The organism is Nocardioides sp. (assembly GCF_964228225.1).
In the GTDB taxonomy this organism is placed as follows: domain Bacteria; phylum Actinomycetota; class Actinomycetes; order Propionibacteriales; family Nocardioidaceae; genus Nocardioides.
Window position 1 is genome coordinate 1 of sequence record NZ_CAXQZB010000077.1, and the last position, 19,903, is coordinate 19,903.

Annotated in this window: 16 protein-coding genes and 1 pseudogene; 7 read left to right on the forward strand and 10 right to left on the reverse strand. The window is 74.4% G+C overall.

Annotation, left to right across the window (positions count from 1 at the left end; all coding sequences use genetic code 11):
* Positions 1 to 69: 69 nt before the first annotated feature.
* The 3 genes from ACERUJ_RS17590 to ACERUJ_RS17600 are packed head-to-tail and all read right to left on the reverse strand — an operon-like array spanning position 70 to position 2,685.
* Entirely contained in the window at positions 70 to 1,137 is a 1,068-nt protein-coding gene (locus tag ACERUJ_RS17590) for a histidinol-phosphate transaminase (protein WP_370250182.1), read from the reverse strand.
* 23 nt (positions 1,138 to 1,160) lie between these two features.
* Positions 1,161 to 1,727, reverse strand: a complete 567-nt coding sequence (locus ACERUJ_RS17595) for a VanZ family protein (RefSeq protein ID WP_370250183.1) — start codon at positions 1,725 to 1,727, stop codon at positions 1,161 to 1,163.
* A 34-nt stretch (positions 1,728 to 1,761) separates the two neighbouring features.
* Positions 1,762 to 2,685, reverse strand: coding sequence for a dimethylarginine dimethylaminohydrolase family protein (locus tag ACERUJ_RS17600; RefSeq protein WP_370250184.1), 924 nt, complete (start codon positions 2,683 to 2,685; stop codon positions 1,762 to 1,764).
* A 152-nt stretch (positions 2,686 to 2,837) separates the two neighbouring features.
* On the opposite strand from ACERUJ_RS17600, the gene ACERUJ_RS17605 reads away from it, so the two are divergent.
* From ACERUJ_RS17605 to ACERUJ_RS17630, 6 genes are all read left to right on the forward strand, one after another.
* Entirely contained in the window at positions 2,838 to 3,551 is a 714-nt protein-coding gene (locus ACERUJ_RS17605; protein ID WP_370250185.1) for a GntR family transcriptional regulator, read from the forward strand.
* Positions 3,552 to 3,957: 406 nt separating this feature from the next.
* Positions 3,958 to 4,356, forward strand: coding sequence for a phage holin family protein (locus ACERUJ_RS17610; protein WP_370250187.1), 399 nt, complete (start codon positions 3,958 to 3,960; stop codon positions 4,354 to 4,356).
* Positions 4,357 to 4,366: 10 nt separating this feature from the next.
* Positions 4,367 to 4,888, forward strand: coding sequence for a low molecular weight protein-tyrosine-phosphatase (locus tag ACERUJ_RS17615; RefSeq protein ID WP_370250188.1), 522 nt, complete (start codon positions 4,367 to 4,369; stop codon positions 4,886 to 4,888).
* Positions 4,889 to 4,950: 62 nt separating this feature from the next.
* Complete coding sequence (locus ACERUJ_RS17620) at positions 4,951 to 5,649, forward strand: response regulator transcription factor (RefSeq protein WP_370250189.1); 699 nt, start codon at positions 4,951 to 4,953, stop codon at positions 5,647 to 5,649.
* Positions 5,646 to 6,998 carry an ATP-binding protein gene (locus tag ACERUJ_RS17625; protein WP_370250190.1) on the forward strand — a complete coding sequence of 451 codons (1,353 nt, stop codon included), beginning with the start codon at positions 5,646 to 5,648 and terminating at the stop codon, positions 6,996 to 6,998. The genes ACERUJ_RS17620 and ACERUJ_RS17625 overlap by 4 nt, the downstream gene beginning before the upstream one ends.
* Positions 6,995 to 7,567 (forward strand): hypothetical protein, encoded by a 573-nt coding sequence (locus tag ACERUJ_RS17630; RefSeq protein WP_370250191.1) that lies wholly within the window; start codon positions 6,995 to 6,997, stop codon positions 7,565 to 7,567. The genes ACERUJ_RS17625 and ACERUJ_RS17630 overlap by 4 nt, the downstream gene beginning before the upstream one ends.
* A 40-nt stretch (positions 7,568 to 7,607) precedes the next feature.
* Here ACERUJ_RS17630 and ACERUJ_RS17635 read toward each other — a convergent pair whose 3' ends face one another.
* The 7 genes and pseudogenes from ACERUJ_RS17635 to ACERUJ_RS17665 all read right to left on the reverse strand — a co-directional run.
* Positions 7,608 to 8,852 (reverse strand): anthranilate synthase component I family protein, encoded by a 1,245-nt coding sequence (locus ACERUJ_RS17635; RefSeq protein ID WP_370250192.1) that lies wholly within the window; start codon positions 8,850 to 8,852, stop codon positions 7,608 to 7,610.
* The gene (locus ACERUJ_RS17640; protein WP_370250193.1) at positions 8,849 to 9,418 is read right to left on the reverse strand and encodes an aminodeoxychorismate/anthranilate synthase component II; all 570 of its coding nucleotides are present in this window, start codon (positions 9,416 to 9,418) and stop codon (positions 8,849 to 8,851) included. Before ACERUJ_RS17640 ends, ACERUJ_RS17635 begins: the two co-directional genes overlap by 4 nt.
* A 17-nt stretch (positions 9,419 to 9,435) precedes the next feature.
* Complete coding sequence (locus ACERUJ_RS17645; RefSeq protein ID WP_370250194.1) at positions 9,436 to 11,340, reverse strand: anthranilate synthase family protein; 1,905 nt, start codon at positions 11,338 to 11,340, stop codon at positions 9,436 to 9,438.
* A 101-nt stretch (positions 11,341 to 11,441) separates the two neighbouring features.
* On the reverse strand, positions 11,442 to 13,625 hold the full coding sequence (locus ACERUJ_RS17650) for a UvrD-helicase domain-containing protein (RefSeq protein ID WP_370250195.1): 2,184 nt from the start codon (positions 13,623 to 13,625) through the stop codon (positions 11,442 to 11,444).
* Between the two features lie 133 nt (positions 13,626 to 13,758).
* Entirely contained in the window at positions 13,759 to 18,516 is a 4,758-nt protein-coding gene (locus tag ACERUJ_RS17655) for a hypothetical protein (protein ID WP_370250197.1), read from the reverse strand.
* 314 nt (positions 18,517 to 18,830) lie between these two features.
* On the reverse strand, positions 18,831 to 19,139 hold the full coding sequence (locus tag ACERUJ_RS17660; RefSeq protein WP_370250199.1) for a hypothetical protein: 309 nt from the start codon (positions 19,137 to 19,139) through the stop codon (positions 18,831 to 18,833).
* A gap of 136 nt (positions 19,140 to 19,275) precedes the next feature.
* Positions 19,276 to 19,488 (reverse strand): annotated as a pseudogene (locus tag ACERUJ_RS17665) (thrombospondin type 3 repeat-containing protein); the annotation flags it as partial.
* Between ACERUJ_RS17665 and ACERUJ_RS17670 the strand changes: the two are divergent.
* Positions 19,385 to 19,849: a hypothetical protein gene (locus ACERUJ_RS17670; protein ID WP_370250200.1), complete on the forward strand. Its 465-nt coding sequence runs from the start codon at positions 19,385 to 19,387 to the stop codon at positions 19,847 to 19,849. The pseudogene ACERUJ_RS17665 and the gene ACERUJ_RS17670 overlap by 104 nt on opposite strands.
* Positions 19,850 to 19,903 lie beyond the last annotated feature (54 nt).

Genomic DNA, 19,903 nt, shown 5'->3' on the forward strand with positions numbered 1-19,903 from the left:
CACAAGCATTCGGCAGGCGAAATCGCTGATTCCGCCTGCCGAATGCTTGTGACGACGGGAGACGGTGGGTCAGGCGAACCGGGAGGCGAGGGCGATGAGGCGGTCGTTGCCCTCGACCTCCCCGATGCTCACCCGCACGCCCTCCCCCGCGAAGGGCCGCACCGTGAGGGCCGCGGCCTCGGCGGCGGCGACGACGTCGGGGGTGCGGTCGCCGACCTCGAGCCACACGAAGTTGCCCTGGGGGTCGGGCAGCGACCAGCCCTGGGCGAGCAGCGCGTCGCGCACGCGGTCGCGCTCGACCACGAGGGCCTCCACCCGCTCCAGCAGCGCCTCCTCGGCGGCGAGGGAGGCGATCGCGGCGGCCTGCGCGACCCCGGACACCCCGAACGGCAGGCCCACCGCCCGCAGCGCGGCGGCCAGCGGCGCGGGAGCGACGGCGTACCCGACCCGGAAGCCGGCCAGCCCGTAGGCCTTGGAGAAGGTGCGGAAGAGCACGACGTTGGCGTGGCGTCGGTAGGTGGCGACGCCGTCGAGGGCGTCGGGCATGCGCACGAACTCGAGGTACGCCTCGTCGAGGACGACGACGACGTGGGGCGGCACCTGGGCCAGGAAGCCGTCGACCTCGGCCTGGCTCAGCGCCGGGCCGGTGGGGTTGTTGGGCGTACAGAGCAGCACGACCTTCGTGCGCTCGGTGATCGCGGCGGCCATGGCGGCGAGGTCGTGGCGGCCGTCGGCGGTGACCGGCACCGGCACGCCGACCGCACCGGCGGTGGTGACGGCGATGGGGTAGGCCTCGAAGGAGCGCCAGGCGTGCACGACCTCGTCGCCGGGGCCGCAGAAGGCGGTGAGGAGCTGGTAGATCAGCGCGACGCTGCCGGTGGCGAGCGCGAGGTCCTCGGCGGGCACGGCCAGCCGCTCGACCAGGGCGTCGTAGAGCGCGACGCTGCCCATGTCGGGGTAGCGGTTGACGTCGGCCACCGCGGTCATCGCGGCCTCCACCACGCCGGGCAGCGGCGGGTAGGGGTTCTCGTTGCTCGACAGCTTGTACGGCGTCAGCCCCGGCACCGGCGTGGGCGGGCGACCCGGCACGTAGGTGGGGATCTCGAGGACGTTCGGACGCGGCTGGGGGCTGGTCACACGCCCCAGGGTAGGAGGGCGGCTCAGCCCGGCGGAGGACGGCGTCCACGCCACGGCCGCAGCACCGGCAGCAGCACCAGCCCGACGCCGACGCCGAGGGCCGCACCGGTGGCGTTGTCGATCATGTCGGTCACGTCGCAGGCGCGGTCGAGGCGGGCCAGGCCGAGCTGGGTGAGCTCGATCGCGACGGCGTAGCCGGCCAGCAGCGCCCAGGCCAGCGGCACGGTGAGCGGCAGCAGCCGCGGCCGGCGTCCGGCCACCACCGCGGCCAGCACACCGGAGGGCAGGAAGATCACGGTGTTGAGCAGCCGCTGGCCGCCGGAGAAGATCCAGAAGCCGTCGGGCGCGGGGCCGCCGATGTCGGTGGAGCAGACGTCGAGCCGGGTCTCGGCCGACACCCAGCCCGGCGCGCCCTGCGCGGGCAGCAGCGTGACGAGCCCGATCACGACCACCGACCACAGCAGCGCGGCCAGCGCCCCGGCCCCGAGGACGCCGAGGCGGCGGCGCAGCGCGAGCGCCAGCAGGCCCGCCAGGACACCCGAGGCGAGCGCCCCGGCCAGCATCACCGGGACACCGCCGATCGGGAACACCGCCCCGACGTTACCGACCGCGGCCCGTGGCGGCTCAGCCGGCGGGGAGCAGCACCTCGCCGCCCGGCACGACGACCAGGTCGCGACCGCGGACGACGTCGACGGGGTTGGTGAGGCAGCGGATCGAGCCGCCCGCCTTGTGGAACTCGGTGACGTCGACCAGCACGATCTCGAAGCCGGCGTCCTCCAGCGCGCGGCGCACGTGGTCGGGGCAGCCGGGCATGACGACCGTGCGGCCCACCACCACGGAGTTGGCGGCGAAGGTGTCCAGCGCCTCGGCCTCGGTGAGCAGGATCGGCTCGGGCACGAGGTCGAGCAGCGCGGCCGCCGAGGCGTCGTCGAGGGCCTCGGGACACACCAGCGCGCGACGGTCGTCGAGGGGGCAGAAGGCGAGGTCGAGGTGGTACATCGCGGGGTGGGTCAGCCGGACGCCGAGCACGCGGGCGTCCAGGGCGGTCGCGAGGTGCTTGAGGGCCAGCTCCTCGGTGCGGGGACCGTGGCCCACCACGAGCGCCCCGCCGAAGGCGAACGCGTCGCCGGCCTCCAGGTGCGGCCCGACGCCGTCGCGGCCCACCACCGTGGTCGGCCAGCCGCGCTCAGCGCAGTACTGCGCCATCGAGGCGGTCTCCATGCGGCGCTGGGGGTAACGCATGTGGGAGAGCACGACGCGGGTGCCGCCGCCCACCGCGGAGTCGGCCTCGGAGTCGGTCTCGGGGTCGCGCACGGCGAGACCGAGGTTCATCGCGAACACCATGTCGGGGGCGTCCTCGCGCTGCGGCACGACGTCGACCCGCGCCCCGAGGCCGCGCAGGGTGGCGACCATCGTGCGCCACTGCGCCATCGCGCGCTCGGGATCGGGCTGCACGCCGGGATCCATGAAGGGGTTGATGACGTACTCCACGCGGAACGCCGTCGGCTCGACGGCCAGGTAGTGACGCCCCCAGGCGAGTGCGGACATGGGACCCCTCCGATCCGTGACGACCCACCAGACACCCGGACCTCACAAGATCCGCTGTTGTCTGATTGTCAGACAATCTGACAGTCCCAGGATGCACCACCGGCGCCGTGTCGGCAAACCCACCGGGATCGCGGACCGGGCATGATGACCCCATGCCAGGGAACGCCGACCCCGCGTTCGCGACGCTGCGCGTGGAGCACACCTCCACCGTGGAGCGCACCGTGGCCGAGCTGCGCCGGGCGATCTTCGAGGGCGAGGTCGAGAGCGGCACCCCGCTGCGCGAGATCGCGCTGGCCGAGTCCCTCGGCGTCTCCCGCCCCACCGTGCGCGAGGCGCTGGCCATGCTCGTGGCCGAGGGGCTGGCCGTGCGACTGCCTCACCGCGGCGTCTCGGTGGCCACCCCCGAGGCCGAGTCGGTGCGCGACGTCTGCCGTGCCCGCTGGGTGCTGGAGGGCTCCGGCGTGCTGGCCTGGCCCGACGCCGACGCCGAGGCGCGCGCCCACGTGCGCCGGTGCCTGGAGGCCTACACCGCCGCGGTGCGCGAGCACGAGGCCGCCGAGGCCCGCGGCGCGGCCTCGGAGCAGGGCTACCAGCAGCTCAACACCCTCCACCTCGCCTTCCACGTCTCGCTGGTGGGCCTCACCGGCAGCCCCCGGCTGGTCGCGATGGCCGAGAACCTCGTCGTGGAGCTCAAGCTGGCGCTGGCCCAGGTCGAGCGCCTGGCCCGCAACGCCCACGACCAGGCCGACTCCCACACCGCGCTGGTCGAGCTGCTCGAGCGCGACGACGTCGCCGGCGCCCACGCGTTCCTGCGCGCCCACCTCGAGGACGCCGAGGACGAGATCATCACCGCCCTGCGCCTCTGACCACCACGACGCCCGGAGGTCGCGCACCGAACGGAGACATCACCCACGGCCGTCGAGGAGGCGCCCCAGCGCCGTCACGAGACGCCGCGAGATGAGGGGCCGCATCGGGGGACGGTCACGTGTCAGGTGCGGGCGTCTCGTGACACTCGCCGGCGCTCGCTCCTCGACGACCGTCAGTCGTCGCCGTCACCACACGCCGCGCGACGCTCGGCGACACCACCCACGTTCGTCGAGGAGGCGCCCCAGCGCCGTCACGAGACGCCCCGAGGTGGGGGGCCGCATCGGGGGACGGTGGCGTGTCAGGTGCGTGCGTCTCGTGACACTCGCCGGCGCTCGCTCCTCGACGACCGTCAGTGGTCGCCGTCACGAGACGCAGTCCGACGACCGCCGGTGACAGGATGAGCGCATGCGCATCATCGCCCGCGTCCTGACCACCGCCCTGGGGCTCGCCGTGGCGGCCTGGCTGCTGGACGGGGTGTCCTTCCCCGGCGGCGCGCGCGACGGTCTCGACGCCGTGCGCGACGACCTGGTGCCGCTGGTGCTGGTGGCGGTGATCCTGGGCCTGGTGACCTCGATCGTGAAGCCGGTCCTGACGATCCTCTCGATCCCGCTGATCATCCTCAGCCTCGGGCTGTTCCTGCTGGTCATCAACGCCGCGATGCTCGCGCTCACCTCGGCCCTGGCCGACGCGCTGGGCATCGACTTCGTCGTCGACGGGTTCTGGACCGCGGTCGGGGCGGCGATCATCGTCACGATCGTCACCTGGGTGGTCGACGGGTTCGTCGGCGACCTCGAGACCGAGTAGGGAGCACGTGGTGCGTCCGCTCCCGCCACCGCGCACGCCCGGCCGCTACCGGATCGGGGTGGTCTGCCTGGGCAACATCTGCCGCTCCCCGGTGGCCGACGTCGTGCTCACCGCGCAGGTCGCGGCCGCCGGGCTGGACGCCGCACCGTGGCACGTCGCGGTCGCCTCGTGCGGCACCGGCGGCTGGCACGTCGGCGACCCGATGGACCGCCGCTCCGCCGCCACGCTGCGCGGTGCCGGCTACGACCCCGACCGCCACCGGGCCCGGCAGCTGGCGTCGGCGTGGTTCGAGCACGACCTGCTGCTGGCCATGGACGCCGACAACCTGCGCGACCTGCGCGACCACCCCGGCGCCGAGCGGCTCGACGACCCCGGCCGGGTGCGGCTGTTCCGCGACCACGACCCGCAGGGCCCCGGCGACGTGCCGGACCCGTACTACGGCGGCGCGGCCGGGTTCGACCTGGTCCTCGCGATGGTCGAGCGCACCGCCGCCGCGATCGTCGCCGACCTCCCCCGAGCCCTGGCGCGCTGACCGGGGGCCCGAGCCTCCCGGGCTCTCAGACGACGCTCAGCCCGGCGTGTCAGGCTTGACCCATGTCCGGATCCACCTTGCCCCGCGTGCTGGTCGTCGACGACGACCGTGCGGTGCGGGAGTCGCTGCGCCGCTCGCTGGAGTTCAACGGCTACGACGTGCACCTGGCCGGTGACGGCGCCGAGGCGCTGGCCGGGATCAGCGCCGTCGGGCCCGACGTCGTCGTGATGGACGTGATGATGCCGCGCCTGGACGGCCTGGAGGCCACGCGCGCCCTGCGCGCCGCCGGCCACGACGTCCCGATCATCGTGCTCACCGCCCGCGACGCCGTCGGGGACCGCGTGGAGGGTCTGGACGCCGGCGCCGACGACTACCTCACCAAGCCCTTCGCCCTGCCCGAGCTGCTGGCCCGGCTGCGGGCGTTGCTGCGGCGGGTCACCCCCGCGGAGGCCGAGGAGGAGGAGGTCCTCACCTTCGCCGACCTGTCGATGAACACCGCCACCCGCGAGGTGCGGCGCTCAGGTCGCGGCATCGAGCTGACCCGTACCGAGTTCACGCTGCTGGAGATGTTCCTGCGCCGGCCGCGGCGGGTGCTCGACCGCTCGTTCATCCTCGAGGAGGTCTGGGGCTACGACTTCCCGACCACCGCGAACTCCCTGGAGGTCTACGTCGGCTACCTGCGCCGCAAGACCGAGGCCGAGGGCGAGACCCGCCTGATCCACACCGTGCGCGGCGTGGGCTACGTGCTCAAGGACTCGTGAGCGAGCCCGGGCAGCGCTGGCACTACCGCCGTTCGCTGGCGAGCCGCATCACCCTGCTCACCACGCTGGCCGTGGGCCTGTCGGTGGCGTTCGTCGCGGCCGGCGCCTTCGTGACCGCCCGCCAGCAGCTGCAGGCCCAGCTCGACGAGTCGCTGCTCGAGCGGGCCAACGCCGCCGTCGCCGCCGGCTTCATCGGGCCCTCCACGAGCTCACCGGCCTCCGACGTGGAGGTGCTGGTGCTCGACGCCGCCGACCGCCGCTACACCGGGCTGGACCCGGAGTACCGCGTGGCCGCCGGAGAGATCGGCAGCAGCCTGCGCACCACGGTGCGCGACGGCGTGGAGTACCGCATCGTGGCCGTGCCGACCCTGCGCACCGAGGGCCGCGCGCTGGTGATCGCCCAGTCGCTGCGCCAGCAGGAGGCGCTGCTGCGCCGCATCGGCCTGGTCTGCCTGCTCTTCGGGCTGGTGGGTGCCGCGGGGGCCGGGGTGGCCGGGTGGGGCGTGGCGCGCAACGGCCTGCGGCCGGTGCGGCGTCTCACCGCCTCGGTGGAGCACATCGCCCGCACCGAGGACCTGCGCACCCCGCTGCCGCTGGAGGGCGACGACGAGATCGCGCGCCTGGCCTCGGCGTTCAACCAGATGCTGCAGGCCCTCGACATCTCCCGCGAGCGCCAACGGCAGCTCGTGGCCGACGCCGGGCACGAGCTGCGCACCCCGCTGACCTCCCTGCGCACCAACGTCGACCTGCTCATGCAGGTCGACTCCTCCGGGCGCGCGATCGACCCCGCCGCGCGCGGGGAGCTGCTCGACGACATCCGCGCCCAGATCGACGAGCTCACCACCCTGATCGGCGACCTCACCGAGCTCGCCCGCGACGAGCCGCTCACCCCGGTGATCGCCGAGGTGGACCTGGCGATGGTGATCGAGGACTCCGTCGCCCGGGTGCGCCGGCGGGCCCCCGACGTCTCCTTCGACGTCGTCGCCGCGCCCTGGACGGTGGTGGGCGAGGCCGCGGCACTGGAGCGGGCGGTCACCAACCTGCTCGACAACGCCGCCAAGTGGAGCCCCACCGGCGGCACCGTGCGGGTCCGGCTCGACGGCGGCGTGCTGGTCGTCGACGACGAGGGCCCCGGCATCGCCCCCGGCGCGCGCGAGCGGGTCTTCGACCGGTTCTGGCGCGCCGAGGAGTCGCGCACCATGCCCGGCTCCGGTCTCGGGCTGGCGATCGTGCGCCAGGTGGCCCAGCGCCACTCCGGTAGCGTCCACGCCGACGCCGCCCCCGGCGGCGGTGCCCGGCTGGTGCTGCAGCTGCCCGGGGCGCCCGTGCGCGAGGAGGAGTCGGTGTGAGGTCGCGGTCCCGGATCCGGTGGGCGGTGCCCGTGCTGCTGGCGCTGCCCCTGCTCCCCCTGCTGTCGGCCTGCGGCGACGACGACGTCGCCCCGCGCACCCCGCTCCCGACCGCGCCGGCCGAGGCGCTGTGGAACCCCTGCTCGGCGCTCGACCTCGCCGAGGTCGGCGACCTGTTCGACGAGCGCTACCGCGTCGACACCGGAACCGACACCGAGCCCCGCTGCACCTTCACCCCCGGCGCCGACGGCGGCACGGCGGTGGACGTCAACTACCAGCTCTACGACGGCACCCTCAAGGACGTCGTCGCCGAGCTGCCCCCGCCCGGCGAGGACGCCACCCTCACCGCGCCGCGTCTTCCCGACGCCAACGGCGTGCGGATCCTGTCCAGCATCGACGGCGACACCCTCGCCGTCACCGGGTTCGTGCGCAACGGCCGGCTCGTGCAGGTCGTCAACGCCCTCGACCCCACCCCCTTCGACCGGCCGCGCGTGGTGTCCGGGGTGCGCGAGGTCCTCGCCGCCCTCGCCGCGGCCGCCGACGAGTCCGGCCTCTCCGGTCCGAACTGAGGCCCGGCCCGAGGGCCGGGGGCGCGCGGGGCCGGGAGGGTCAGTCGGTGAGGGCGGAGGCCACGCGGGCGGCCTTCCAGGTCGACTCGGTCCACTCGGTGGCGAGCTCGGAGTGCACGGTGATGCCGCCGCCGGTGCCGAGCAGGTAGTCGCCGTCGCCGGCGGTGGCCAGCGACCGGATGACGACGCCGAGGTCGGCGCGGCCGTCGGCGCTCACCCACCCGAAGGCCCCGGAGTAGACCCCGCGCGGATCGGGCTCGACGGCGTCGATCACCTGCATGGTGCGCCGCTTGGGCGCGCCGGTCATCGAGCCCGCGGGGAACAGCGCGCGCAGGGCGGCGACGGTGCCGACGCCGTCGCGCAGCCGACCGCGCACGGTGGAGACCAGCTGGTGCACGCCGGGGTAGGACTCCACGACCATCAGGTCCGGCACCTCGACGCTGCCGACCTCGCACACCTGCGCGAGGTCGTGGCGCAACAGGTCCACGATCATCAGGTTCTCGGCCCGGAACCGCGGGTCGCGGGCCAGCTCCGCCGCGTGCGCGGCGTCCACCGCCGCGTCGGGGTCGCGCGGCAGGGTGCCCTTGATCGGCTTGGCCTGCAGCACCCGGTCGGCCCCGACCACGGCGTACCGCTCGGGGCTGGAGGACAGCAGCCAACCCCGGGCGCCCGGCACGTCGTGCTGGAGGAAGCCGGCGTAGGGGGCGGGGTTGAGGGTGCGCAGGCGCCGGTAGACCCGCGCCGGGCCGTCGGGGCCGGCGGGACCGGCGTGGTGCTGGCGGTAGGTGAGGTTGACCTCGTAGGTGTCGCCGGCGTGCAGGTGCTCCTGCACCGCGGCGAAACCGGCCGCGTAGGACGCCGGCACCGCGACCGCGGCCGGCGCCGTGCGCAGCGGCGTCGCCGGGCCCGCCAGCGGGTGGTCGAAGACCCGCACGTGGTCGGCGCGCATCCACACCGCGTCGGGCATCGCGGGGTCCGGCCGCGCGGGCAGGTCGGGCCGCGCGGCGTAGCCGAAGTAGCCGAACCAGGCCGCGCGCGGGTCGCCGGCGGCCAGCTCGGCGGCCAGCACCGCGAACGGGTCCTCCCCCACCGTCACCGACCGACCGCCCCGGTGCCGCGTGACGACGCCGGCGGCGGCGTCGTAGCTCAGCGAGACGCCGTCGTCGTCGAGCCAGCCGAGCAGCGAGCGGCGTCCGCTCCACTCCCGGGCCCCGCCGCCGTCGAGCCAGAAGCAGCGCCGGTGCCGGGCGGCGACGTCGGCGAAGAGCTGTTCCACGTCGCTCACGGCGTGTCCGCGAGGAAGGTCGCGATCATCGCCGCACCGTGCTCGGACAGGATCGACTCGGGGTGGAACTGCACGCCCTGCTGCGGCAGGTCGCGGTGCCGCACCCCCATGACGACGCCGTCCTCGCTGTGCGCGGTGGCCTCGAGGCACTCGGGGAGCGCGACCGCGGCCAGCGAGTGGTAGCGCACGGCCGCGAGCGGGGAGGGCAGGCCGGCGAACACCCCGCGGCCGTCGTGGCGCACCGAGGCGACGACCCCGTGCGCCGGCGGCACGCGGTCCACCCGCCCGCCCCAGGTGGTGACCAGGCCCTGCATGCCCAGGCACACGCCGAGCACCGGCCGGGTGGCGGCGCGCAGCACGGCTCCGCCCACGGCGAAGTCGGCCGCCACCGCGGGGTGCCCGGGCCCCGGCGACAGGATGACGTGGGAATGCGCGAGCACCTGCTCGGGCGTGGTCTCGTCGTGCTGCACGACCGTGGGCAGCACCCCGGTCACCCCGGCCACCAGGTGCACGAGGTTCTGGGTGTAGGAGTCGTGGTGGTCCACCACGACGACGTCGTGCGGCACCGCGGACCGTCGGCCGCTCAGCCCAGCACCAGCTCGCTCACGAGCCGGTGCAGGAGGTCGTAGCCGCGCTCGGACAGGATCGACTCGGCGTGGAACTGGATGCCGCGGTAGTGCGGGCCGGTGAGGTGGTGCACGTCGCCGGTGGCGGGGTCGGTGACGACGCTGACGCCCGCGGGCAGCGGGTCGCCGTCGTGCACCCGGCCCACGAAGGTGTTGTAGAAGCCGACCCGCTCCATCCGGCCGTCGAACTCGACCTCGGACTGGGTGCCCTGGAAGACGATGTCCTTGTAGGCCAGCGGCAGGCCGAGCCGCTCGCACAGCGTCTGGTGGCCCAGGCACACCGCGAGGAACGGCTGACCGGAGGCCAGCAGCTCGTCCACCGCGGCCCGGATGCGGGCGATCTTGGGGTCCTCGCCGTCGCGGGGGTCGCCGGGCCCGGGGCCCACGATCACCAGGTCGTGGCCGTCGAGGCAGCCGGGCACGTAGTCCTCGTGGCGCACTACCGAGCTGCTCAGGCCGAGCACGCCGAGCACGTGGCGCAGCATGTTCACGAAGTCGTCCTCGCCGTCGAGGATCACCGCGGTGCGGCCCTTGAGGCGCGGGTCCGGCGGCGCGCCGGCCTGGTCGGTGAGCCAGAACCGGCTCAGCCGCCGGTTGCGGGAGTTCAGCGCGAGCAGCACGTCCTCGTCGTTCACCAGCGTCGGGATGTCGACGTCGGGCACCGGGGCGGGCGGCACCAGCCCGAAGGCGCCGAGGATGCCGCCGGCCTTCGCGTGGGTCTCGGCCACCTCGTAGTCGGGGTCGGAGTCGCGCACCAGGGTGGCGCCGGCGGTCACGGTGAGGCGGCCGGTGAGGTCGACGTCGGCGGTGCGGATGACGATCGGGCTGTCGACCATCGGCCCGCCCTCGTCGTCGCGCCCGAGGATCGCCAGCGCCGCGCTGTAGTAGCCGCGCCCGCCGGTCTCGTACTTGTGGATCACCCGGCAGGCGTTCTCCACCGGCGACCCGGTCACGGTGGCGGCGAACATCGTGTCGCGCAGCACCTCGCGCGGGTCGCGGTCGGTGCGGCCGGCGAGGAGGTACTCGGTGTGCACCAGCCGGCTCATCGGCTTGAGGAACGGGCCCAGCACCTGGCCGCCCTCGTGGCACAGGTCGCACATCATCTTCAGCTCCTCGTCCACGACCATGAAGAGCTCGTAGATCTCCTTCTCGTCGGCCAGGAAGTCGAGCAGCTGACGCCGCGCGTCGCCCTGCGCCGGGATCCGGAAGGTGCCGGAGATGGGATTCATCCGCACGTCGCCGCCGTGGATGCTGACGTGCCGCTCCGGCGTCGCCCCGATGAGGAAGCGGTCACCGGTGAAGAAGACGAAGGTCCAGTAGGCGTTGCGCTCACGCTCGAGCAGCCGCCGGAACACCGTGAGCGCCCCGGCCACGCCCCAGTCGGCCACCTGGGCGCGGTAGTGGCGCCCGACGACGACGTTCGCGCCCTCGCCCTGGCCGATCTCCTCGTCGATGATCGTGCGCACCAGGCCGGCGTAGGTGGCGTCGTCGGTCTCGAACCCGCCGGGGTCGGTGAACTCCACCGGCACGGGGTCGATCGCCTCGATCACCTCGGCGACCGAGAACTCCTGCTCCATGTCGACGTCGACCACCACCAGCGGGGTGCCGTCGTCGTGCACCCGGTACCCGCGCTCGCTGATCTGGCGGTAGGGGATCGCGACGAGCCGGTCGGCCACGTGACCGTCGCCCGGCACGCCCTCGGTGAGGGGGATGTCGAGCAGCGAGGCGACCTCGCTGCGCCGGCCGCCCACCAGGCCCACCGTGTCGCGGTCGCCGGCGCGGGTGGAGCGACGGATGATCGCCCACGCCTCGTGCCCCGTGAGCGCGGCGATGGCGTCCCGGGCGGTGGCGTGCGTCGTCATGACCGGCAGCGTAGTCAGCGCCGGAGGACCCCCTCGACCCGGTTTCCGGGGCCGAGACCCGCGCGGGGTGGCGTCGGACCGCCGGCGGGTCAGCAGGTGGGTCAGGCGGTGACGGTGGTGAGCAGCTGGGTGGCGCGGGTGAGCACGACGTAGAGGGTGGCGCGGCCGGTGGCCGACTCGGCCTCGATCTCCTCGGGCTGCACCACCACGATCGCGTCGAACTCCAGGCCCTTGGTGTCCAGGCCGGTGAGCACGACGACGCGGTCCTCCCCCGACGGCGTCGTGGCGGAGTCGACGGCGGCACGGGCGCCGGCGGCGTCGTCGGCGACCTCGGGCCACGACGCCAGCCAGGCGTTCACCTCCGAGCGGCGGGCGACCGGCACCACGATGCCGACCGTGCCGGCGACCTCGCCGGCCAGCCGCACGACCTCGGCCCGCACCGCGGCCTCGAGGTCGCCGACGCCGGTGAGCACGCGCGGGTGCTCGCCGGTCGAGCGCACGGCCTGCGGGAGGTCGACGGCCAGGCCCACGCGAGCGGCGTAGGCGGCGGCGAAGTCGTAGATCTCGGCGGAGTTGCGGTAGTTCGTGCCGAGGTGGAACTCGTGCAGCGCCTTGCCCTCCAGCGCCTCGGCGCGCGCGGCGGCGGCCTCGGCGGCGTCGGGCCAGGAGGACTGCGCGGGGTCGCCGACGATGGTCCACGACGCCGCCCGGCCGCGCCGCCCCACCATCCGCCACTGCATCGGGGTGAGGTCCTGGGCCTCGTCGATCAGCACGTGGGCGTAGCCGTCGTCGTCGATGGAGTGCGACGGCGGCTGCCAGGCCCGGCCCGTGGGGGCGTACTCGCGGTCGGCGGCCGTCACGAGCTCCTGGAGGTCGATCGAGCCGTCGAGCAGGGCGTAGGGGTCGTCGCGCTCGTCCTCGGTGCGCTGCGGCACGTCGCCGAGGGCGTAGCGCAGCTCGTCGACCAGCGCGACGTCGGCGATCGAGAGGTCGGGGGCGCCGTCCCAGGACTTGCGCAGCAGCCGCTGGTCCTCGGGGCTGAGCAGGCCGTCGGCCACCCGGGCGAGGAACTCGGGCTCGCGCAGCCAGCCGAGCACGTCGGTGGCGGCCAGGGGCGGCCACCAGGCGCTGGCGAAGTCGAGGAAGTCGGCCCGGCCCAGCAGGTCGTCCTCGAAGGCCGGGCGACCGCGCTCGCGGCCCCGCTCGCTGCGCACCTGACGCCACAGCGCGTCGAGCAGGGCGCTGGCCACGCGGGGCAGCTGGCGGTTGCGCCGGCCCTGCGCCATCAGCTGGCGGCGCACCCGGCTCAGCGTCCCGCGATCGAGCACCAGGGAGTTGTCGAACCAGAACAGCCGGTACTCGCGCGGGCTGCCCGGGGCCTGCTGACGGGCCGCCCGGCGCAGCACCTCGGCCATCACCGCACGGCCCTTGACCTCCGCCACCGCGGGGTCGTCGTGGCGGGTGGCGCGCACGCCGTCCACGACCTCGCCCAGCGAGCGCAGCGCCACCGCGGTCTCGCCCAGGGAGGGCAGCACGCGCTCGATGTAGCGCATGAACACCCCCGAGGGGCCGACGATGAGCACGCCGCCGTGCTCGTAGCGGCGCCGGTCGGTGTAGAGCAGGTACGCCGCGCGGTGCAGCGCGACCACGGTCTTGCCCACGCCGGGGCCGCCGGAGATGGCCACCACGCCCTTGCCGGGCGCGCGGATCGCGAGGTCCTGCTCGGCCTGGATGGTGGCCACGATCGAGTGCATGCGCCGGTCGCGGGCCCGGGACAGCTGCGCCATCAGCGCGCCCTCCCCGATCACCGGCAGGTCGGCGGTGTTGCCCTCGGCGTCGAGCAGCTCGTCCTCGACGCCGAGCACGCGGGTGCCCTGCGAGCGCAGCACCCGGCGGCGCACGACCTGCTGGGGCGTGGCCGCCGTGGCCTGGTAGAACACCGCCGCCGCGGGCGCGCGCCAGTCGATGAGCAGGGTGTCGCGGTGCTCGTCGCGCAGCCCGATCCGGCCGATGTAGCGCGGCTCGGGGTCCACGTCGGGTCGCAGGTCGAGCCGGCCGAAGACGAGCCCCTCGTGGGCGGCGTCGAGCTGGGCCATCCGCTTGGCGGCCTGGAAGACCATCGCGTCGCGCTCGACGAGGCCACCCTCGTGGCCCAGCTTCCCGCGCCGGTGGCCCTCCGCGGCGAGCTGCCGGGCCGCGTGGCCGGCCTGCTCCAGCTGCGCGTGGACGCGGTCGACGTAGGCCTGCTCGTGCGCGATCTCCCGCGCCGCCAGCTCCTCGGTCACGGCGTGTGACACTCCCTCCTCGTGCGCCCCGACTCCCGGAGCGGACCGTCCAGCGTACAAGTGCCGCGGCCCCCGGCCGCCGAGGCGTCCGGGGGCCGGTGGTCGCCCGCGCGGGGACCGCGCGGGAGGTGGGTCAGCGACGCACCGTCACGACCTTGCTGATCTCCCCGAGGTCGAGTCGCGCCCGCGTGAGGCCTCGCGCGTCGAGGTAGCGGCGACCGGCCCGCGTGGGCGTCAGCACCACCTTCACGACGTCGCCGCCGCGGACGGTGTAGCGGGCCTTCGCCAGCACCACGCCCTTGCGGACGACGTCGCCGGCCAGGCGCTGCTTGCCCACCACGCTCAGGACCGCGGTGCCACGGCACCGGGCGCCGGCGGCGCAGGTCACCTTGGCCGCCACGCCCTTGGGCGTCACGACGACGACCGGCGCGGCCGGGCTGGCCACCGGCCCGGGGGCGGCGGTGGTGTCGACGGTGAAGGTCGCGCCGTCGGTGTTGTCGACGGTGCTCGTCTCCGGCGAAGCGGTGGTCGCGGTCGCGGTGTTGGTGACGACCCCGGTCACGGCCCCGGCGGTGCGGGTGCCGAGGCAGCGCAGGTACAGGCTGGCCTGCAGCGGCGCCCCGGTGGGGTTGGACAGCTTGAACACGCGGATCTTCGGGCGGGGGTCGTTGCCCAGGTGCAGCAGACCCGGCTCGAGGTCCCATCCGGCCACGATGCCCTTGGCGTCGTCGGCGCAGCTCAGCTCGACCTCCAGCACGGTGCCGGCCGGCACCACGACGGTGCTGCGCACCTCCGAGAGCGGCAGGTCGTGCCGGTGCCCGGCGGCCTCGCCCAGCTGCCGGTCGAGGCAGCCGAGGGTGAAGGTCGCGCTGGTGGCGGCGTCGGCACCGGGGCCGGTGCGCACCCCGAACCGCCAGCCGTCGTCGCCCACGGGGAAGGAGGCCTCGACCACGGCGGTGCCGTCGAAGCGGTAGCCCGGCGTCATCGGGACCCGGCCCGGGGCGCAGACCAGCGTCACGTCGGTGCGGCCCGTGGGCAGCGCCACGGTGTCGCTGACCGGCGCGCCCACCACGACGTCGTGGGCGTGACCGGCGTTGGACGACGTCGCCTGGCGCACGCACACGGCGAACACCTTGGCCTGGGCGCGGCCCGTGGCCCGGTTGGCCGCGGTGACGCTCCACGTGTCGGGGGCGGTGGCCTCGGAGGCCAGCACCACGACGTCGCCGAGGGTGCCGGTGCCCTGGTCGACCGCGTCGGCGCGGCCGGCGCCGTCGGTGACGAGGTAGCCGGGGGCGCAGGTCACCGAGACGGTGCGGGTCTGACCGGCCTCGAGGTCCAGCTGGGCCTCGACCTTCTGCACGTCGAGGTCGTGCGTGGCCGCGGCGACCCCACCCGGGAGGGGGTCGACCGTGGCGGTCACGGTCACCGACGCGCTGCCGCCGGGGGCGAGCGTGCCGAGGGCGCAGGTCAGGTTCGCGCCGCCCGCGACGGTGCAGGCCGGGTCGGCCGCGACCAGCGTGACGCCGGTGGGCAGGGTGTCGGTGATGCGGACGTCCTGGGCCGCCGTGGCGCCGGTGTTGCGCACGGTGAGGGTGTAGACGACCTGGTCACCGACCCGCGGCGAGGCCTTGTCCACCGTCTTCTCGAGCACCAGGTTGGCCGCGGCCGGGGTGATCGGGGTGGTGGTGGAGTCGGTGGAGGTCACCGCGGGGCCCGACGGCGGGGTGCCGGTGGCCGTGGCGGTGTTGTCCACGCGACGGGCGTCGACGTCGTCCTGGGTGAGGGTGTAGAGCTTCGGCGTGCAGGTGACCGACGCGGTCGGGGCCAGCGCCCCGGCCGGGCAGACGACGGCGCCGATCTTGGGGTCGCTCACCACGACGGGGTCGAGGGTCACGGTGCCGGTGTTGGTCACGGTGAAGGAGTAGGTGATCGTGTCACCGGCGTCCTGCACCCCGCTGCTGTTGGCGTCCACGACCGGGCCGGCCTGCTTGTCCAGCGCGAGCGCCGGGCGGGTGGTGATCGGCGTGCGGGTGGAGTCGTCGTCGGTCACGGTCGCCCCGTTCGGGGCCTTGCCCGTGGCGGTGGCGGTGTTGTCGACCCGGCCGGCGTCGATGTCGCCCGCGGTGAGGGTGTAGGTCGCCGTGCTGCAGGTGAGCGACGCACCGGGCGCCAGCGCCGTGGTCGGGCAGGTGACCGGACCGACCTTGGGGTCGGCGACCGTCACCGGCTGCAGGGTCACGTTGCCGGTGTTGGTCACCGTGAAGGAGTAGGTGATCGTGTCGCCCGGGTCCTGACCGTTGCCGTCGGCGTCCACGATCGCGCCGGCGGACTTGACGAGCCGGATCGCCGGGGCGGCCGGCACGGTGCGGGTCTCGGTGTCGTCGTCGGTCACCTTGGCGCCGCCCGGCGTGGTGCCGGTGGCGGTGGCGGTGTTGTCGACCTTGCCGGCGTCGACGTCGGCCTGGGTCAGGACGTAGGCCTTCGGGGTGCAGTTCACCGACGCGCCGGGGGCCAGGGCCCCGGTCGGGCAGGTGACCGGACCGACCTTCGGGTCGGCGACGGTGACGGGGTTGAGCGCCACGGTGCCGGTGTTGGTGACCTTGAAGGTGTAGGTGCCCGTGTCGCCGGCGTCGGCCTGGCCGTCACCGTTGGTGTCGGCGATCGCCGACGACCCCTTGTCGAGCACCAGCGCGGCGCGCTGCTCCACCGGGGTGGTCACGCTGTCGGTGTCGGTCACGGTGCCGCCGCCGGGGGTGGTGCCGGTGGCGGTGGCGGTGTTGTCGACCTTGCCGGCGTTGAGGTCGGCCTGGGTCAGGGCGTAGGTCTTCGGGGTGCAGGCACGGCTCTGGCCGGGCGCGAGCGCACCGGTGGGGCAGGTGATGGTGCCGACCTTCGGGTCGCTCACCGTCACCGGGTCCAGCGAGACGTTGCCGGTGTTGGTCACCGTGAAGGTGTAGGTGATCGTGTCGCCGGCGTCGACGCCGTTGCCGTCGGTGTCGGTCACCGCGCCGGCGCTCTTGCGCAGGCTGATGTTGGCCGACTGGGGCACCGTGACGGTCTCGGTGTCGTCGTCGGTCACCTTGGTGCCGCCGGGCGCGGTGCCCGTGGCGGTGGCGGTGTTGACGGTCCTCCCGGCGTCGACGTCGGACTGCTGGAGCACGTAGGCCCTGGTCGAACAGGTGAGCGAGGCGCCCGGGGCCAGCGCGGTGGTCGGGCAGGTGATCGCGCCGAGCTTGGGGTCGGCGACGGTCACCGGCTGGAGGGTGACGTTGCCGGTGTTGGTGACCTTGAAGGAGTAGGTGATCGTGTCGCCGGCGTCCTCCTGGCCCGAGGAGTTGGTGTCGGCGGTCTTGCTCGCGGTCTTGTCGAGCAGGATCGCCGGCGCCGCGGGCACCGGGGTGGTGACGGTGTCGGCGTCGGTGACGATCACGCCGCTCGGCGCCTTGCCGGTGGCGGTCGCGTTGTTCACGACCGTGCCGGCGTCGACCTCGGCCTGGGTGAGGGTGTACGTCTTCGGGGTGCAGGTCATCGAGGCCCCCACCGCCAGCGTGGTGGCGGGGCAGGTGACCGTGCCGACCTTGGTGTCGGTCACGGCGACGGTGTTCAGCGCGACGGTGCCGGTGTTGGTGACCTTGAAGGAGTAGGTGATGGTGTCGCCGGCGTCGGGACCGTTGCCGTCGACGTCGGTGATCGCGCTGCCGGTCTTGACCAGGTCGATGGCCGGGCGCAGCGGGGTGTTCGTGAAGGTGCACACCACGTCGGAGGCGGTGGCCGGGGTCGTGAACGTGCCCGAGCTGCCGGTGCCGGAGGCGATGGTGCTGCCGTCGCTGGAGCGGGTGCAGGTCCAGGTGGTGGTGTAGTTGGCCAGGTTCGTGCCGTTGGCGGCGGTCTGGGTGATCGTGTAGGTCGTCGAGCGCTGGGTCAGCACGGGGCCGGCCTGCTCGCCGCTCTGGTTCTGCAGTCCGGTGTCGGTGCCGGCGGTCGTGCCGGAGTTGCCGCTGGTGACGCCGCCGCCGGTGAGGGTGACCTTGAACTGGTCGGTGCCGGCGAAACGGCCGTCGGGCAGGTTCACCCGCACGGTGGCGCTGGAGGGCAGCGAGCAGGAGGCCATGTCGGCCAGCGAGGACGAGACGGTGATGCTCGAGACCTGCGCACCGGTGGTCGGGTTGAGCCGCAGGACCCGCCCGGTGCTGGTGCCGACCACGATCAGGCCGTCGGGGCCGAACGCGAGCGAGGCGTACTGACCGGAGTCGCCCGGGAGCGTGGCGAGGCCGGTGACCGTGAGCGACTCGCTGCCGGCCGTGGTCGGCAGGCTGCCGTCGACACGGGCGAGGGAGCCCTGGGCGGACGCGTTGGCGTTGGTGGTGAGGAACAGGTTGCCCGAGGCGTCGAAGGCCATGTCGCCGTTGCCGTCGAGGGCGTCGCCGCTGATCGTGGCCACCTGGCCGATGGCGGTCTGGGTCGCGGTGTTGAACGCGAAGACCGTCCACACGCCGGTGCTGGAGGCGGCGTAGTAGTAGATCCCGGTGCTGGGGTTGATCGCGCCGGCGATGACGTTGCCGGCCAGCGAGTTGTCGGGCACCGAGTAGGTCTGGGTGGAGCCGCTGGTGGCGTCGAAGCGCAGCACCTTGTTGGCGGTGCGGTTGAAGCCCCAGATGTAGCGACCGCCGCCGGAGGGCAGCGCGAGCGCGTTCACCGCGACGCCGTCGCCCTGGTTGAACTGCCCGTTGGAGGTGAGGGTGCCGTTGACCGCGTCCAGCTTGGTGATGCCGTGGGGGGCGGTGCCGGCCACGGAGTACACGGTGTCGCAGGTGAAGGAGGACACCCCGGTGGCCTGGGCCGGCGCCGGCGCGACGAGCGCCAGGGTGCCGGCGACGAGGCAGGTCGCCAAGGGTGTCAGAGCGCGCCTGAACGCGCGTGATCGCATCCGCATGATGTGTCCGGCCCCCAGCCGGTCGCGCCCCGAGAGGCGCGCGTCGTGTCGGTCCCGAGAGCGGCAAGGTCGGCGCCGCACCGGGCACCCCCATGACACCCGGCTCGTGTGACGCTAACCAGCCGCGCAGGAGGCCCGCCATGCCGGAACAGCGATTCCGGCGTACCTTGAGGAAAGGTTGAAGACCGCTCCGGACAGCGTCCGGTGACCCTGGGGGAACGACCGACGCCGGCCCCACCCCGCGGGTGGGACCGGCGTCGCAGCGCAGGACGTCAGAACCGGGTGGGGTCGAAGCCCCGCTCGACCTCCCGCCCGTCCTTCATGCCCGAGCGGTCGGTGTCGGCCCGGGTCGGGTCGGTCCTCGCGCGCCCGTGCCGGGTGTTGGCCGACCCGGTGATCTCCTGACGGTCGGTCAGCCCGTCGCCGTCGGTGTCGGCGCTCACCGGGTTCGTGACCCGCAGCCCGATGGTGTAGCGGCCGTCGCGGGCCCGCACGACCTGGTCCAGGCGTGTGCCCCGCAGCTCCCGCCGGTCCCCGAGGCCGTCGCCGTCGGTGTCCCGGCGCAGCGGACTGGTCCGCACGCGGCCGATCGCCCGCCCGGCCTCGTCGGGTCCCGCGCCGATGTAGACCCGCGCCGATGTAGACCCGCGCCGGGACCACGATCCCGCGCACCTCCACGCCGTCGGCGAGACGGTCGCCGTCGGTGTCCTTGCGCCGCGGGTCGGTGCCGAGGCCCTCCTCCTCGGCGTCGGTGAGGCCGTCGCCGTCGGTGTCCGCCGGGGCGGGTGCCAGCGGCACGACCTCACCCTCGGTGGCCGTCGGCTCCGTGGACGCCGCTGCGTACCGGGACACCGCGTCGAAGGAGTACCCGACGCCCGGCGTCAACCCGGGGACCGTGCAGGACAGCGCCTCCCCCTCGGTCACCGTCACCGTGCACGAGCCGTCGCCGGGCGAGGCCGTGACCGTGTACTTCTCGGGGTTGCGTCCGCGGGTCGGCGCGGTCACGGTCACCGTCGCCTCGGCCACCCCCGCCACGGCCGACACCGCGGCCGGTGCGAACAGCGTCCGGATCCGGATGACCTGGGCCGGGGAGTTCCGGAGGGCGACCGACGCGATGACCGACGCCGTGGTCGGGTCGACGGAGAACGGGAACTGGACACCGCCCATCGGACTGGCCAGGGCCGGTCCGGGCACCACCCGCTCGGGGGCCGCCTGGGTGATCCGGCGCGCGATGAGCGGGTCCCCGGGCAGCAGCTCGATCATGCCGCCACCGCTGGGCGTCGCCGAGTAGTACAGCGTGCCGTCCTCGGCGAGGGCCATCTGCGCACCGCCGCTGCCGGCAGCG